The organism is Commensalibacter sp. M0355 (genome assembly GCF_016101365.1).
GTDB classification, from domain to species: domain Bacteria; phylum Pseudomonadota; class Alphaproteobacteria; order Acetobacterales; family Acetobacteraceae; genus Commensalibacter; species Commensalibacter melissae.
In genome coordinates this window covers 121424-137282 of record NZ_JACFQQ010000001.1, presented here as the reverse complement: position 1 = coordinate 137282, position 15859 = coordinate 121424, and the positions used below count along the sequence as shown (strand labels likewise).

Annotated in this window: 10 protein-coding genes; 9 read left to right on the top strand and 1 reads right to left on the bottom strand. The window is 38.3% G+C overall.

What is annotated here, in order from left to right:
- Positions 1 to 10 precede the first annotated feature (10 nt).
- A complete protein-coding gene (locus tag H3T44_RS00630) occupies positions 11 to 994 on the top strand; it encodes a tyrosine recombinase XerC (RefSeq protein ID WP_198195562.1) in 984 nt (327 codons plus the stop codon).
- Entirely contained in the window at positions 991 to 1914 is a 924-nt protein-coding gene (locus tag H3T44_RS00625; protein ID WP_198195561.1) for a retroviral-like aspartic protease family protein, read from the top strand. Before H3T44_RS00630 ends, H3T44_RS00625 begins: the two co-directional genes overlap by 4 nt.
- Here the strand turns inward: H3T44_RS00625 and H3T44_RS00620 are convergent, their stop codons facing one another.
- A complete protein-coding gene (locus H3T44_RS00620; RefSeq protein ID WP_198195560.1) occupies positions 1915 to 3282 on the bottom strand; it encodes an MFS transporter in 1368 nt (455 codons plus the stop codon).
- Between the two features lie 266 nt (positions 3283 to 3548).
- Between H3T44_RS00620 and H3T44_RS00615 the strand changes: the two genes are divergently transcribed.
- The 7 genes from H3T44_RS00615 to H3T44_RS00585 are packed head-to-tail and all read left to right on the top strand — an operon-like array spanning position 3549 to position 15812.
- The gene (locus H3T44_RS00615) at positions 3549 to 6473 is read left to right on the top strand and encodes a virulence factor SrfB (protein WP_198195559.1); all 2925 of its coding nucleotides are present in this window, start codon (positions 3549 to 3551) and stop codon (positions 6471 to 6473) included.
- A 16-nt stretch (positions 6474 to 6489) separates the two neighbouring features.
- Positions 6490 to 9126, top strand: coding sequence for a virulence factor SrfC family protein (locus H3T44_RS00610; RefSeq protein WP_198195558.1), 2637 nt, complete (start codon positions 6490 to 6492; stop codon positions 9124 to 9126).
- Between the two features lies 1 nt (position 9127).
- On the top strand, positions 9128 to 10363 hold the full coding sequence (locus H3T44_RS00605) for a sel1 repeat family protein (RefSeq protein WP_198195557.1): 1236 nt from the start codon (positions 9128 to 9130) through the stop codon (positions 10361 to 10363).
- Positions 10360 to 12312 carry a vWA domain-containing protein gene (locus H3T44_RS00600; RefSeq protein WP_370552712.1) on the top strand — a complete coding sequence of 651 codons (1953 nt, stop codon included), beginning with the start codon at positions 10360 to 10362 and terminating at the stop codon, positions 12310 to 12312. Before H3T44_RS00605 ends, H3T44_RS00600 begins: the two co-directional genes overlap by 4 nt.
- Positions 12312 to 13022, top strand: a complete 711-nt coding sequence (locus H3T44_RS00595) for an ABC transporter ATP-binding protein (protein ID WP_198195556.1) — start codon at positions 12312 to 12314, stop codon at positions 13020 to 13022. Before H3T44_RS00600 ends, H3T44_RS00595 begins: the two co-directional genes overlap by 1 nt.
- The gene (locus H3T44_RS00590; RefSeq protein WP_198195554.1) at positions 13015 to 14241 is read left to right on the top strand and encodes an ABC transporter permease; all 1227 of its coding nucleotides are present in this window, start codon (positions 13015 to 13017) and stop codon (positions 14239 to 14241) included. Before H3T44_RS00595 ends, H3T44_RS00590 begins: the two co-directional genes overlap by 8 nt.
- A complete protein-coding gene (locus tag H3T44_RS00585) occupies positions 14238 to 15812 on the top strand; it encodes an SUMF1/EgtB/PvdO family nonheme iron enzyme (protein WP_198195552.1) in 1575 nt (524 codons plus the stop codon). Before H3T44_RS00590 ends, H3T44_RS00585 begins: the two co-directional genes overlap by 4 nt.
- Positions 15813 to 15859: the final 47 nt, after the last annotated feature.

Sequence of the window (15859 nt, the reverse complement as noted above, 5' to 3'; positions counted from 1 at the left end):
GGATCCAATCATGCTGGCAGAAGATTATTTAAAGCATTTCTTGAAATGGATGAGGGACAGTCAAAGAGCCTCATCTAATAGTATTATTGCCTATCAACAAGATTTAACCCTTTTTTTACAATTTTTTGCAAATTATAGGGGTAAAGAAATAACCGGGCATGATCTTGCCGATCTTTCATATAAGGATGTCAGGGCATGGATGGCGGACGAAAATAACAAAGCCCTTAAAAGTCATTATCTTGGTCAGGGTCGACATACGCAAGATGCCGCAATCCGTACACGTAAAAGACGTTTATCCGCATTGCGGTCATTTTATCGCTTTTTGGCAAGGTTTTATTATATTGAGAATAATATTGCTTCATTAATAAAGATTCCAAAGGTCAATCAACCTTTACCTCATCCATTGACGGAAAAAGAGGCTTCAGAGTTGACTAGGAATATTGCGATTGTTGATCAGTCTCCAATGACTCAAAATCGTGACATCGCTTTATTTACATTGTTGTATGGTTGTGGTTTGCGGTTGTCTGAAGCCTTATCCTTAAATTGGGGGGATCTCAGAAATGCAGATCTGACCCGTGAGGGTGCAACCCTAAGGATAACCGGTAAAGGAAACAAGGAACGACTTGTGCCGATTTTGTCCTATGTGGCTGACGCATTAATAAAATGGGAAAAACATTACCCTTTTATGATTAAATCTCGATCACCAGTTTTTGTCGGTGTTAAAGGCAAAAGGTTAAATCCATCGATTGCCCAAAAAAATATGCGTGAATACAGACGCATTACGGGATTGTCAGAATTGGCAACACCTCATGCCCTACGTCACTCATTTGCCACCCATATTTTACAAAACGGAGGAGATTTAAGAACAATACAGATGTTGTTAGGACATGCAAGCCTGTCTACAACGCAGCGTTATACATTGATGGATGAATCTCATTTACTGGAAGTATGGAATAAAGCCCATCCCAAAGCGAATATAAATAGAAAAATATGAAAAAACTCATTCTGACATTTTATTTTTTTACAGGCTTATGGTCTTTTGATTCTGCCAAAGCCGAAAGGAATTTATGCAGTTATGAAAAAATTGCGCAAATTCCTCTCAGAAATATAGGAGGTTATATAATAGGGGATTTTCAAATTAATGGACAAATGGTTTCCCTTATTATTGACACAGGTTCAGAAGGAAGTCTTATTTCTTTGGATGAAGCTTCAAGGTTGCATTTACCTGTGGATCCAGGCCAAAAAACAGTAATACTGGGTTCAAAAGGGGGAAGTAAAACAGTACAAAATGTTTTTATCCGAAATATGCACATAGGAACGTACAATCTGGGCGCTTTATCTATACCAGTTGGTAATTTACCTCAATTTCCAAGAATTAAACCTGCCATTACAGGATTGATCGGTGGAGATATATTATCAAATTTTGATGTTGAATTTTCATTAAAAACAGGAAAGCTGAATTTATGGGAGGTGAACAGCCATTCATTATTATGTATGGTACCACCTTTTTGGCAAGAAAAAGGTCATATTACTGATTTGGACAAAAAAGGTTTTCGTGTGTTTACAAAGGTAAGAATTGATCAGTTTCCCCTAGAAGCCCTAATTGACAGTGGTGCACGATCCCGAATAGTTGCCCTTCAAAAAGTAAAAGAAATGGGAATTCATGAAGATGAGCTGGCCACACGTCCGGGTGGACTGGCAAGCTCGATTGGTTCAAAAGAGGTTGTTTATCACTGGTATCAATTTAAGCGTTTCGAAATTGGTGGACAGGTTGAAATCAAACCTACATTGACCGTATCCCCATTGCATGATGAAGCAGATATGCTGATTGGTTCAGACTGGTTTGCACTAAATAAAATATGGATATCCTATAAACGTGAAAAATTGTATTTTATAAATAATAGGGAAGAATAATTATTTTCCTTTTGGCAAAAACCAAAAGATAAAAGAGCTGAAAAGTGTCGTTATACCCAACCAAAACCATGTAAAATGAAAATGCATTGCAGGAGCGGAATTGGGATGCAAAGATTGATCTACATTTAAAAGTATTGCAGAGACGGCAACACCAGAAGCCATGGAAAGTTGCATGACTGTGGATAATAGACCGCTTCCTGAAGGTTGTTTACGAAAAGATAGATCAATAACGGTAACTGTATTCATGGCTGTAAATTGAATGGAATTTATAAATCCAGTAATGAGCATGAGAACAACCAGTAATGTCCAGCTGGATGAACTTGTTACAGCTACATACGAAATATATGAAAAACTGAGCAGTATAGTGTTGATAAACAGAAAACGTCGGTAACCGGTCTGTTTTATAATCTGATCGATGAAAGATTTTCCTACAAAAGAAGCAATGGCCAATGGTAACATTGCAAAACCACATTTTACGGGTGAAAGTCCCAATAGAATTTGTAACATCAATGGCAGCATGAATGGCACGGCGCCGCATCCGATACGTGCAACGATGTTACCGAAAATTCCAATTGTGAAGCTTCTTACTTTAAAAAGGTTGTGATGAAATAGAGGGTGTTTATGATTATAGGATTTTATCCAGTAAAATATCATTAAAAGAATGCCCAGAACGAGAATCAGGGTTGGAATTTTATATTGTTTGGTTTCACTAAATAGACTGAGCGCATAGGTAAGAAAGGCTATTGAAATGGCAAATATTCCATACCCTGTATAATCCATTTTAATTGATTTATCCTTGATATCGGGGAAAATTCGTAAGGCAAATATAATTCCAAGAATACCGAAGGGTATATTGATTAAAAATATTAGGGACCAATGAAAATAAGAAGTGATCATCCCCCCAATTATGGGACCGATCAAGGGACCAGTCAAAGCGGGAAGGGTTACCATACTTAATGCTTTTACCAGTTCGTCTTTGGAAAAGGTCTGGATAATTGCCAATCGACCAATCGGCAGCATAAGTGCTCCTCCAGAACCCTGAATAATCCTTGCGATTAACAATTCATTCAAGTTATGGGAAAGTCCGCATAAAAGAGAACCAGATGTAAAAATTGCCAGTGAAAGACAAAAAATTATGCGACATCCATATTTTTGGCATAGATATCCCGTAAGGGGAATGAAAAGAGACCCAGCCACCATATAATAAATAATGATATTTTTTGTTTTGAATAAAGGTGTGTTAAAAAAATTGGATAAGTAGGGAATTATTGTATTGACGGCAGTTGAATCAAGTGCAGCCATGAAAAATGATATTGCTGCGACAATGGGTAAAAACCGTTTTTGATTGTTTTCAATCGGAATGTTCATGATTATTAATATACCTAGTTATTTAGGTACGGTATTTGATTTATATAGTCAAGATATGAAGCTCAATTAATATAGTGTTCAATCATACTCAGAATATTATTTATTTTTTAATTGGTTGAAATTTATATTTAAATAGATTTTCAAAATTATTTCATAAAAACTCGGTCGTTAAAACAATTCAATTATTTATTTTTTATTTTATAATAGCTGTTATAGTTTAATCTATCAATTTGTGTCCTAATATTTCTCAGGGGATTGAGAATCATATGTCTCGTATCATCACTTTAATTCCTGACAGTGGAATACAGTTTTGGTCTATTAAAATTCCTGTTGCGCAATTAAAAAATGTTCGTTGCTGGTTTTGGGAAGAGCGTAATGGTGAATATGATGATGGTACACCACGTTATATCTTGCATTCCCTTAGGGAGGATCCCGAAACAGGTGTGTTGAGGGATGTTCAATCCGGTCAGGTTCCTCCTGAAAATCAGATTTATGAGGTTTCCTGGAAAGGGATGATGCAAATGTTTCTGCATCAATGGATACCTCTGCCTTTTTTTGCGCTCATATCGGGTGAAGAAACAGGTGATGAGCATTTTCGAAATGGACCGGCAAATTGGGTACGTGGATATCTTACACAGATAAAGGAGGATTTGTATCAATTTGATCTTGTCTTTGATACAAGTTTGCAAACACAGGATAATAATGAAATTTATAATGCACCCACTATAGAAGATAGCCAAAGACAGGACTGTTATAAATTCGTTTCTAATTTTACTGATGTGGCATGGTTTTTGAATGAAGGATGGGTTGGTGATTGGCTTTTGAAAATCAAACAGGAAAATGTTGTCAATAGCTCTTTATATGAAGAACGATATTGTTGGCATTACGCTGTCTATCAGGCATTCCTGCAGATTTTAACCTCCTTGCAAATCATACCATCAGTGCATTTGCTGGATGGTGGTAAGGGAATAACATCACAAGTCCCGGTTGAGGTAGACCTAATTCTGGATTTGGGAAATTCAAGGAGCTGTGGAATTTTAGTTGAGGATCATCCGGGACAGGATGTTAATTTTTCAAATAGCTATCCTTTGATTCTTAGAGATCTTTCACGTCCCAATCTTAAATATGACAAACCATTTCCAAGCTGTATAGAATTTGCTCGTGCAAATTTTGGAAGTGATCTTCTCTCCCGTCGTTCCGGAAGGGTGTCTGCCTTTTATTGGCCAAGTCCGGTCAGGGTCGGTTATGAGGCGGCACATTTGGCAGGGACAAGAATTGGAAATGAAGGTATAACCGGTATCACATCTCCTAAAAGATATATATGGGACACGCGTTTATCTTTGCAAAGCTGGCGTTACAATAGCCGTTCCATGGGTATTTCGGGCAGAATAATCGATCCTCCAGTTACGGGGGCATTTATGGCAATGATTTCACCGGATGGTCGTGTTTTGACTGAGGAGGAACGTTTAATAGGGGAGAATATCACCACACAACCAAATTTTTCACGGAGTTCATTATTTACCTTTATGCTTGTGGAAATTTTGTTTCAAGCGAGATTACAGATGAATTCGCCTCAAAATCGTGAACAAAGACAAAATAAAACTTTAATGAGACATCTTCGGTCTGTAACATTGACTTTACCTCCCGGTATGCCGGTAGCGGAACAGAAAATCTTACGTAATCGTGCGATTGCAGCCATTGATTTATATTGCGAAATGCTGGGTATATCTACAAATGAACGGCCAAAAATTCACACGCATCTTGATGAGGCAACAGCAACCCAAATCGTTTGGTTATATAACGAGATTACCGAACGTCTCGGTGGAAATGTGGATGAGTTCATGCAATTAAACGGTCATGTCGATAAAGATAGGGAAACTGATAACCGGATACCGAAAATTAGGATAGCAAGCTTGGATATTGGAGGTGGAACGACTGACTTGATGATAAGTTCCTATTCTGTGCCTGTGGGTGAGACAATTTGTCCACATCAGGAATTTAGGGAAAGCTTTAAAATAGCAGGGGATGATATTCTTGAACATATCATAACGCATATCATTTTACCAATAATGGAAAATTCCCTACGTAAAGCGGGCGTAATTGACACCCAGGCATTTTTTAGTTCCGCCATTGGACAGGACTGGGGAGGGCAATCAGAACAGGAGCGTCATTTAAGACAGCTTTTTGTCAATAATGTTTTGGAGCCGGTTGCATTGGCAATATTGTCCCGTTATGAAAATGTAACTGATCGAACAATCGATATACTTGATGCATTCCATATTGGCGATGTTCTTGGTGAGGACAAGGAAAATATCGAGCGATCCCAAAATTACATTCAGACCCTTGCCAAAAAGGCAGGAGCAGAAAATTTTAAAATAACCGACTTGGAAATCATAGCCAAGGTGCAACAGGTTGAGGCCTCGATCACATATGTTATGGGTGATGTCATAGCGAAATTGTGCGAAGCAATTTGGACCTATGATTGTGATGTCTTGTTGATTTCAGGTAGACCTTCAAGATTACGCAGAATTGTTGATATGATTATGGCCGCCATGCCGGTTCCGGTTCACCGTATTATAGGTATGTACCATTATCGCGTTGGTGCATATTATCCTTTCCGTGATGCTCAGAACCGTATAAGTGATCCAAAAACCACCGTTGTAGTTGGTGCATCTTTATGTTTACAGGCGGAAGGGAAGTTACAGAATTTTGTATTACGATCACGTGATTTGCATATGTATTCCACTGTACGTTTTATTGGTCGTTTGGAAAAAAATGGTCAGTTGAGGAATAAAAATGTTTGGCTTTCAAATATAGATTTACCCGAAAGGAAGCCTCAAGAAGATGTAGGTTTCAAGATTGATGATTTTGAAAATACCACCAAGATTGGTTTTCGTCAGCTTGGAATTGAAAGATGGCCAGCGTCGCCATTATATGTTTTGGAAATAAATAATTTCAATGCTCTCAATAAAATTGCCCTGCCTTTGACGGTAACAATTAAGCGTCAGGATATCGATCAAGAAAAGGAAAATCTAAAAAATGATTATTCAGATCGCGAACAATTCAGGATTGTTGAAATAACAGATCGGAATGGCGAGCAATATCCCACCCGGCTTTTGGTCTTGAGATTGCAAACCATGATGAATTCCGAAGGTTATTGGCGTGATACAGGTCGCTTTACCTTAGCCTAGAGAAAGATTATTTAATATGCCAAACGATATTCAAGAAATGACCAGGCATCTGCAAAAAAGAACCGGGAATGTATTATGTTCTGCTGATATGGCTTTACACTGGTTTGAAGATAATCCAAAAGCCATTAGGGGAGATGGGGATGCAGTCAAATATACCCTTAGGCGATTTCGTCGGCAGGCCAGACAACTTGACAATGCAGCTTACCAGCCACCTGCCGTGGCGGTTTTTGGAGCGTCTCAGGCAGGTAAATCCTATCTTGTTTCAAGTTTGGCGACAGAACCAGGACAGGCATTGATAGCGTATTATCAAAAAGAGAATCTTAATTTCTTAACAGATATGAATCCACAAGGGGGTAATGAATCAACGGGGCTTGTATCTCGTTTTACGACGCGGAAAATTGACGTTATTGATGAAAATATGCCTGTTCCATTACGATTGTTGTCAGCGGTTGATGTCATAAAAATATTGACCAATACATCAATTGAGGATTTTAAGACAAAAGATGCCGAAATTGACGATCAGTCACTACAGAATTTGTTTCAGTCCATGAAACCTTTTATGCAAGACAAGATCATTAATTCAATTATAGATATTGATGATATAGAGGTTCTATACGAATATTTAAAAAAACAATATCCCGACCATCATAGATTTGAAAAATTAAGAGAAATTTACTGGCAGCAACTGAGGGAAACCGTTCCGTATATTCCAGCTCATGAATCGGCTGTCTTGTTTTCACCATTATGGAACAATCTGGGACAATTTACTAATTTAGGAAGAAATTTATTTACAGTTTTAGGAAATTTGGGAAAAACGGAAAATGTCTATTGCTCTACAGAAGCACTGAAGCCAAGAGAGAAAAGTATATTGAATGTTGAAACCCTATTCACGCTTGGAATGAATTCCCAGGATAAAATTACCGTTTTGACTTCAAAAGGGGAAAGACAATCAATTGACCGTTCAATTGTAACGGCATTGACGGCAGAATTAACCGTTCCAATAGGAAGTGATGCTCCATGGGCATTTCTCAAGGAAACGGATTTGCTTGATTTTCCTGGCGCAAGATCAAGAGAAATGATTTACGATCCACAAGCGTTTCTCCAGGCACCAGAAGCTTTGGGGCGTTTATTTCTTCGGGGAAAGGTGGCCTATCTTTTTCAACGCTATGAAGCCGAACGTGAAATTTCGGCAATGTTATTGTGTATTGGTGATTCCATACAGAATGTTTCAACCCTGCCAGGTATGATTGATGGATGGATAAAAAACAGTATAGGTGCGACGGAAGAAGAACGTAATAAACAAAGAGATAATTTGTTTGTTGTTTTAACAAAATTTGATCGGGAGTTTGAACAAAAAGCAGGAGAATCTCCTTCATCAAGCACAAGATGGACAGCCAGAATTAATGCAAGTCTAATTGACTTTTTTAAAACGTGCAGTTGGATTGAGAATTGGAGAGATAATCATCCTTTCAATAATCTTTACTGGTTACGCAGTCCCTCTATAAGTTTCCCAGCTGTTATGGATTATACGGTCGTTAACGGACATAAGGAAGAAGCTGGAATTGCTGAACGGGCAAAAAATTTAGTTGAAACGATGAAACAGGCTTATTTGAGCAATCCTGAAATCAAGCGTTATGTGGCTGATCCTGAAAAGGCATGGAATGCTGTTTTGCAGCCAAATGATGGAGGTATCACCTATCTTGCCGGTGCATTGGGAAAAGTATGTGACGCACGGTTAAAAGTTGAACAGATTAATGGACAGATCGAACATCTTGCTGTTAACCTGGCACGTTTTATTTCACCTTATTATCATAGTGGCAATACGGAAGAAGCTATTAAAAAGGCTTCATCGGAGGCTCAATCAATAGCTCTATCATTGATGCAATCAGTCAAATCACAAATGTTTGGATCTTTGTTACGGTCACTCCAGGTTAGGCGAGAGGATATGATGGAAGCATGGCATAGTATGGAAATGCAGCTTTCCAACCAGAGATTGTTGATCGGTCGAACAAGTGATGTAGACGATCTTTTTCAGGATATGTTTCCAGATGCCGATTTATCGGATCAAAAACAGGAAAAAGAAGTGGATACGGGACAGGCAAAAGATCGTCATGAACAATATGCCGATTTAGTATTGTCCAAATGGAATCATATTATGGATGATTTTTCTCGTAATGATCAGGTTGAACAGCATTTTTATATTTCAACAGAACAATTAACCGCATTAACGGCAGAGATATCCTTGCTTGCAAGACGGTTAAATCTCAGGGATAGGCTTGCTGAACAATTAAGACGCAATGCGGCGCTTTTCACCAGTGGTTCATTAAAGGGTGAAACACAGGTTTTGTTGGCAGAAATGGAAATTGGTAATTTTGTTTATTATTTGGGTTATCATTCCGTACCATTATCCGAAAGACCCATGACAAGAGGATTAAAGGGTGAGCATCATGTATTCGAACCAAGAGAGGCACCCAATGATATATTGATTTTACCTGAACATCCCGTTCCATATCACGAACGTTTTGTTCGAGATTGGATTTCAGCCATGGTACAGCGATTTGAAGAAAATGCTGGCGCGTCCAGTCTTGATGGAATTGATCCAGCTGCAAATGAAGCCCTGGGGCGTATCATAACCGTATTAAAAGGTTTATAAAATGAATTCGGTATTAAAAATTTCAGCATCAGGACCAGGTGAAGCCGCTATTACCGTAATAAGTAAGGCAGATTTGAAGGGACAGAATTTTAATATTACGTTTCCACAATTTCCCTCAATTCCTGTTCAAAAGGTTATACGTCAGGAACAACAAGGAAATGATCTAGTTTTATTTATTGAAGCTGACCGTTTATGTGATTTACTGGAGGCGGGGAGCCCATGCCAGATCAAGGTTCCGGAACTGGATCTTGTCCAAACCGTAATCTGGCCTCCCATTATCGGCAAACGAAGTGTTTCCAGAAAAGTTGTTGAAAATAAAAAAATAGATGATGTCAGCAGTCCCGGGAAAGAGAAAGAAAATTTAGAAATAGTTAATAAAATAAATGGGCAACAAGAAGACCCCACTGTTTCCCTGGATCAATCGGGAGCTGAACCGGATATAGAAACTGTTGTAATGGATACTGAAAATAATCGAGTTAATCAGAATGAAAACAAACCTGATTTACCGGTTATAAATCCAGAGATACAAAAGAAACGCTCCGTTTTTCCACAGAAAGAGGATTTATTGAATAGTGAAAATCTGCATGGAGAATCAAACAAGACCAGAAGCAAACTACCCTGGATAATTTTAGGATCAGGTTTGGGTCTTTTGTCGTTATTCAGCATTGGAACAGGAATTTATATAAAAAAACATCATGTTCCCAATAAAAATCCTTCTGTTAAGGAAAAAACTATAGAAAACAAACCTGTAATAAAACAGAGTAATGATAAAAAGAATAATGATGATGGAAAACAATCTGAAAATTCCCAGAAGCAATCTTTTCCTGAATCAACCAAATCCAATTCCCAAAACAAGGCGGAAAATTTGGAAGTAATGCCACTACAGGATGTTCTTAGCAAAGCACCCAGCACATTGGCTATTACTAAAGAGGGGGAAAGGCGGTTAGAAAATAAGCAGGCTGATGATGGAATTTTGTTACTGGAAAATGCAGCATCCAAGGGGGAAAGTGAAGCAATGGTCAAGTTGGGTTTACTTTACAGTCCTGTAAATTTCAAGGTGGATGGTCCCATTCCCAGTCCTGATATGCGTGAAGCGGCACGATATTTCCAGATGGCTGCCCAAAAAGGCTCTCGAGAAGTTGTTGCCCCACGTCAGGCATTGTACGACTGGTTAAGTAAAAAAGCTGAAACTGGGGATGAAATGGCTCGTCTTACGTTAAAGGATTTTTGGCAGTGAGAAAAATTCTGAATAAATCATTAATTCTTTCGCTATTGTATTTTTCAGCAATAGAAAGTTCCTCAGTTATTTTTGCTGATCCTGCTGTTTCCCCATCCTCCACACCATTGCTTATGGAAGGAAAACATAATCTTTATCAAAAAATCATAACTAGACCTGGTGTTGTCTTATCAGATTCACCCTCAAATCAGAATGCGAAACCGATTGAGGGCTTTAAGGTTTTTTATGTTTATAAACGTCAGAAAGATACACAGGGAAATGAAGATTGGTTGCAGGTTGGAAGCGATACCCAGGGTCATATTGTAGGATGGGTGCCAGCTGATAAAGTAATTAACTGGGCGCATACAATGGTTGGTGCCTTTACCAATCCGGCTGGACGAGAGCGTTCATTGTTCATGAAAAATGAGCAGGATGAAAAACAGATATTGCTGGATCAATCTGGTGGGGATAAAGCCAAGGAATTAGCAAAAAATGCGCTGGCCGGTAATCCTGGCCCGGTGATAGCCATGGAACCTGAAACATATGTAGATATCACTCATAATTTCTATTTGTTGCCAATTCTTGATGCCCAGCAGATAGATCGTCCAAGTGGTCCTCCATTACGTTTGCTTCATGTTGTTTCCGCTCCGTCACAAAAAAATAAACCTGATTCATCGCCAGCGAATTTGAGGAATTTCAAGGCCAGTTTGGTGTTTGTTATGGATACGACTGTAAGTATGGAACCCTATATTGAACAAACTCAGGCAGCGGTTAAATCATTGATTAATTCAATAAAAAATACAGCGGTTAAAAATAATTTTCGTTTTGGATTGGTTGCCTTTCGGGACAGTTTAAAAGATAATCCGTCACTGGAATATGAAACAAAGGTTTTTGCAAGACCTGATTTCAAGCAACCTGTGGATAGTGTTAACAATGCCATAGCTTCTGTTCATGATGCAAAAGTTTCGTCAAAGTCTTTTGACGAGGATGCTATCGCTGGAATTAAAACCGCACTTGATGAAATTGACTGGAATCAATCAGCTGGTAAATATATTATTCTGGTGACGGATGCAGGTGCAAGGGAGGCAAATGATCCTCACAGTATAACTAAACTGGGAATTGAAGAAATCAAACAGCTTGCTGAATCAAAAGGTGTTGCTGTATTTGTTGTTCATTTATTAACGCCTGCAGGTCAGAAAATCAATAATCATACCAGGGCCGCAAGCCAATATAGAAAGCTAAGTCAGTTTGGTACGGCTGGATCCTTATATTTTCCTGTTAGGGGGGGGACACCAGAGGCTTTTTCAGAAGTGATTCAGACCCTCACAATGGCATTATTGCAACAGGTGGCGGATACAACAGGTAGACCTATAGCAGGATTGAATCCGTCAAAGAAAAATGCTCAATCTAAAAAAGCAGAGGATCAAATCAAAGTTGTCAGCCAGGCTATGCGTCTTGCCTATATGGGTAAGGAGGAAAATACTTCCGTTCCTGATGTGATTTCAAGTTATACAACAGATCGGGATTTGACTAATCCAGTTAAAAAGGCCATTGAAGTACGTGTTCTCTTAACCAAAAACCAGTTGTCAGATTTAGCCCAATCCTTACAGATCATCTTGAAAACAGGATTAGCGGGAAGAACCGAACCACAGACGTTTTTTACCCAACTTCGTTCAGCTTTTGCAACAGCAGCCCGTGATCCGCAAAAAATTTCCCAATCTAAAAATATTGGCGGATTACTGGGAGAATATTTGCAAGGTTTACCTTATAAGTCGGATATCATGAACATTTCGGAACAGGATTGGCTTGCAATGGGAGCAATTGCGCAGAGAACAGTTCTGAATAATGTTGAAAGCCGTTTACGACTTTATCAGGAATATGAGTCTCATCCTGATCTTTGGGTACAGTTAACTGGAAGCAAAGATCCTGGTGATGCGGTTTATCCTGTTCCCTTGGAAGCCTTGCCTTGATGAGAGAATTTTCGGGAAATCCCTTTATTTTTCTTGATAATGTTGCATATGAATTTTCTGACGGAATCAAAATCAATATTGATCATGCAGAAATTAAACATGGTGATCGTATAATCATTTCCGGTCCTTCAGGATGTGGTAAAAGTACGATATTGGGAATGTTATCCTTATCCTTGAAACCGACAAAAGGACGTAATTTCTATTTTGAACAAAATGATATTTTAAAATTATGGAATAATTACAGACGGGATCAATTGGCTTATTTAAGGTCAGCATATTTTGGTTTTGTTCCGCAAACAGCGGGCCTAATTCCTTTTATAACTGTAAAGGAAAATATAACTCTACCCTTATCGATTATTGGAAAAAAGAACAAAATCTGGTTTGATCAGTTGATTACCTTTCTTGAAATTGGACCAATTTTATCTAAAAAGCCATGTCAGGTATCTGTTGGCCAGCGTCAAAGGGTGGCTGTTGCAAGAGCATTAATCAATAGACCCATGATTGTTTTGGCGGATGAACCCACGGCTTCTGTTCATCCCACTCTAGCCGACGAAATTTTACATTTATTGGTTGAGACAGTAACAGAGGCTGGATCCGTTTTAATCATGACCTCACATGATGTTAAAAGGGCGTTACAATATGGTCTAAAGGAGATGGCGTGTTATATTGACAATGAAACGAAAATAACTCGGTTACGGATCCATGCATAAAAATCTGCATTTATTTTTATCCGCTAAACTTGCCTGGAAAGACTTGAAAAATGAACCAATTTTATCATTATGCCATATTCTGGGCATTGTCGCGGTTTTGGCCCCTTTAATTGTCATTGCTGGATTAAGAAGTGGTGTATTAACCAGTATTAGGCAATCATTGCTTGAAGATCCTCATGTCAGGGAAATAGTCACAATATCCAATCGTAGTTTTTCCCTTGGTGATATAAAGAACATTAATTCAAATAACGATATTGCATTTATCATCCCTCGAACCCGTACATTGGCAGCAAGTTTGTTTATGGAAAATATGGCTGACAAGAATAATGGTGATGGCAGGCATATCATGTTAGTACCTTCAGCCAAAGGTGACCCCTTGTTAGGTAATATTTCTGCTTTTATGCAAAAAAATGATGCAATTTTTTTATCAGCCTCAGCGGCCAGCTATTTGCATATTCATGAGGGAGACCAAGTAAATGCCATTCTTGAAAGAATATATCATAATACTAAACAGCAAGTAAATTTTCCTTTGAAAGTCGTATCTGTATTGCCACCCTCCGTTACAGATAAGGATTGCGCCTTTGTATCCTTGTCATTGGCTGTTGCAGTTGAAACCTATCAGGATGGTATTGAAAACTGGCCCGTTCAAGTTAATAATTTCAAAATACCGCCAAATATCGTGTATTCTGGTTTCCGGTTATATGCCAAAAATTTGACTGATGTGCCAAAATTAGACAGGAATCTACGTAATAACAATATAGATATCATATCAAGAGCAGGAGATGTTTCTGGATTATTATCGTTAACACAACGCTTGCAATATCTTTTCATCTTAATTGCGTCATTAGGAGGGGGCGGTTTATGTATTTCATTGGGATCTGGCCTTTGGGCAAATACCGAACGTAAACACAGATCTCTGGCTTTATTGCGCTATTCTGGGTTTTGTTCATTGGATTTAATTTTTTTTCCACTTTTTCAATCTTTTATTCTTGCATTTTGCGGTCTGGCGATTTCGTTCGTTGCCGCGATAGGAGCAGGAGAACTGATCAATCATTTATTTAAAAATATTCTACCACAAAATCATGTTTTATTTTTGTTGAATAAGGAATTGATTTTGGCAACTATCTGTTTAACCTTTGGGGCAAGTTTAATAATCAGTTTTTTATCGGGAAAGAGAGCAGCCAAAATACAGCCATGGGAAGGGGTAATTGCTTTATGAAACAAATTGTTTTGATTATTGGACTTGGTATTGGATTTTTTCCTACTATTTCAAAAGCAATAAACGCATCATGGCCAAGTAAATTTATAGATATCCATCCAATGAAGGATGATTTTGTCTTGCCATTGCCTTGTGGAGGTAAAATGGTTTTTCGTAAGGTTGAAGTGCCGACAGAAGGTGGAGTTTTGGATGATTTACCAATTCAGATAGGACAATCTGAAACCCAGCAAGGTTATAGCGATTATATAAGGCAAGCGCAGCTTGCAGCACCATTTTCTAGCAGGGTGAATGGAAGTAATTTCTATTATATTGGGAAATATGACGTTACAAGAAATCAATATGATGCCATTCTAGATCAGGATTCATGTAAACAACCCGATCAGTCAGGACAGAAAGCAGTCAATAATATTTCATGGTTTGAGGCTCAAAATTTTGCGGAAAATTGGTCTGTTTGGCTATTGCAACATGCTAAAAATTCATTGCCAAAACGTGGTAATAAATATGGTTATATCCGTTTACCTACAGAAGCGGAATGGTATTATGCTGCTCAGGGAGGCAACAAGGTTAGCGAAACGGATTTTCTTGCACCAACATGGCCAATGCCAGAAGGAATTGAAGAATATGTTATGGCTGGTTCGGAACTGGCAAATGGTCAGGTTCAAACGGTAGGTAGCATGAAACCAAATCCTTTGGGGTTATATGATATGTTGGGAGAAGTGGGGCAAATGATGCAGGATTATTATCATTTGAATCGTGTGGGACGTCAGCATGGATTAACAGGTGGAATAATAGTAAAAGGTGGAAATTATACATTTAATCCATCGGATCTCAATACGGCATTACGTGAGGAGATCCCTTTGTATGACCAAAATACCAATCAACCGACACATCTCGCAACCATGGGTTTTAGAGTTGTTATTTCCGCACCTACATTGGGTAGCCTGCAAGAAACCAATCAGGCTTCATCTGAGTTTGATCAATTATTGCAAAAATCCCAAAAAGTGACAGCCAATACGCATCAGCTGATTGATAAGCTTAAGAAACAGACAACAGAGGCATCCTTAAAGGCTGGGCTTGAACAGATATCAACACAACTGGATCAGGATGCCAGAGCTCGTAATGATTTCTTGGCGGCAACCATGCGTGCCCAAATTGAAGCGGCATCCGCTTTGGCATTAAATATTTGGGAGAATCAACATACAATATTGATTTTGGAAAAGGAATTATCGCTTTTGAATATGTTGAGCCAAAAACAAAAAAACGATATAAAATCAAATATTATCAATCATAAACAAATCTTAAATAATTCAATTGACGGGTATTTGGAAACTATCCGTAAAATAGCAGATTCATCATCGATTATTGATAGAAAAAAACAATTCACCATGATTGAAACAGCATATAAAGCTAGAAAACTCAATAATCTGGCGTTTTTTGCCAATCGAATACAGGTATTGCTCTCTTTACCAAAGAGTAAGTGGACAAATGTATATGTGCTGCAAGATATGAAAAATATTCAGTCAAATCAGGCAAGAGATTCTGTGAACATCAATAATAAAAACAATAATTGAAGTCTATAAATTTAATTTTACAGACCTCGAGAAAGAATTATAAGACA

Excerpts from the sequence above, each read along its gene's own strand:
- H3T44_RS00605 (WP_198195557.1), top strand. The coding sequence starts at position 9,128 with ATGAATTCGGTATTAAAAATTTCAGCATCAGGACCAGGTGAAGCCGCT.
- H3T44_RS00625 (WP_198195561.1), top strand. The coding sequence starts at position 991 with ATGAAAAAACTCATTCTGACATTTTATTTTTTTACAGGCTTATGGTCT.
- H3T44_RS00615 (WP_198195559.1), top strand. The coding sequence starts at position 3,549 with ATGTCTCGTATCATCACTTTAATTCCTGACAGTGGAATACAGTTTTGG.
- H3T44_RS00595 (WP_198195556.1), top strand. The coding sequence starts at position 12,312 with ATGAGAGAATTTTCGGGAAATCCCTTTATTTTTCTTGATAATGTTGCA.
- H3T44_RS00585 (WP_198195552.1), top strand. The coding sequence starts at position 14,238 with ATGAAACAAATTGTTTTGATTATTGGACTTGGTATTGGATTTTTTCCT.
- H3T44_RS00590 (WP_198195554.1), top strand. The coding sequence starts at position 13,015 with ATGCATAAAAATCTGCATTTATTTTTATCCGCTAAACTTGCCTGGAAA.
- H3T44_RS00620 (WP_198195560.1), bottom strand. The coding sequence starts at position 3,282 with ATGAACATTCCGATTGAAAACAATCAAAAACGGTTTTTACCCATTGTC.
- H3T44_RS00610 (WP_198195558.1), top strand. The coding sequence starts at position 6,490 with ATGCCAAACGATATTCAAGAAATGACCAGGCATCTGCAAAAAAGAACC.
- H3T44_RS00630 (WP_198195562.1), top strand. The coding sequence starts at position 11 with ATGCTGGCAGAAGATTATTTAAAGCATTTCTTGAAATGGATGAGGGAC.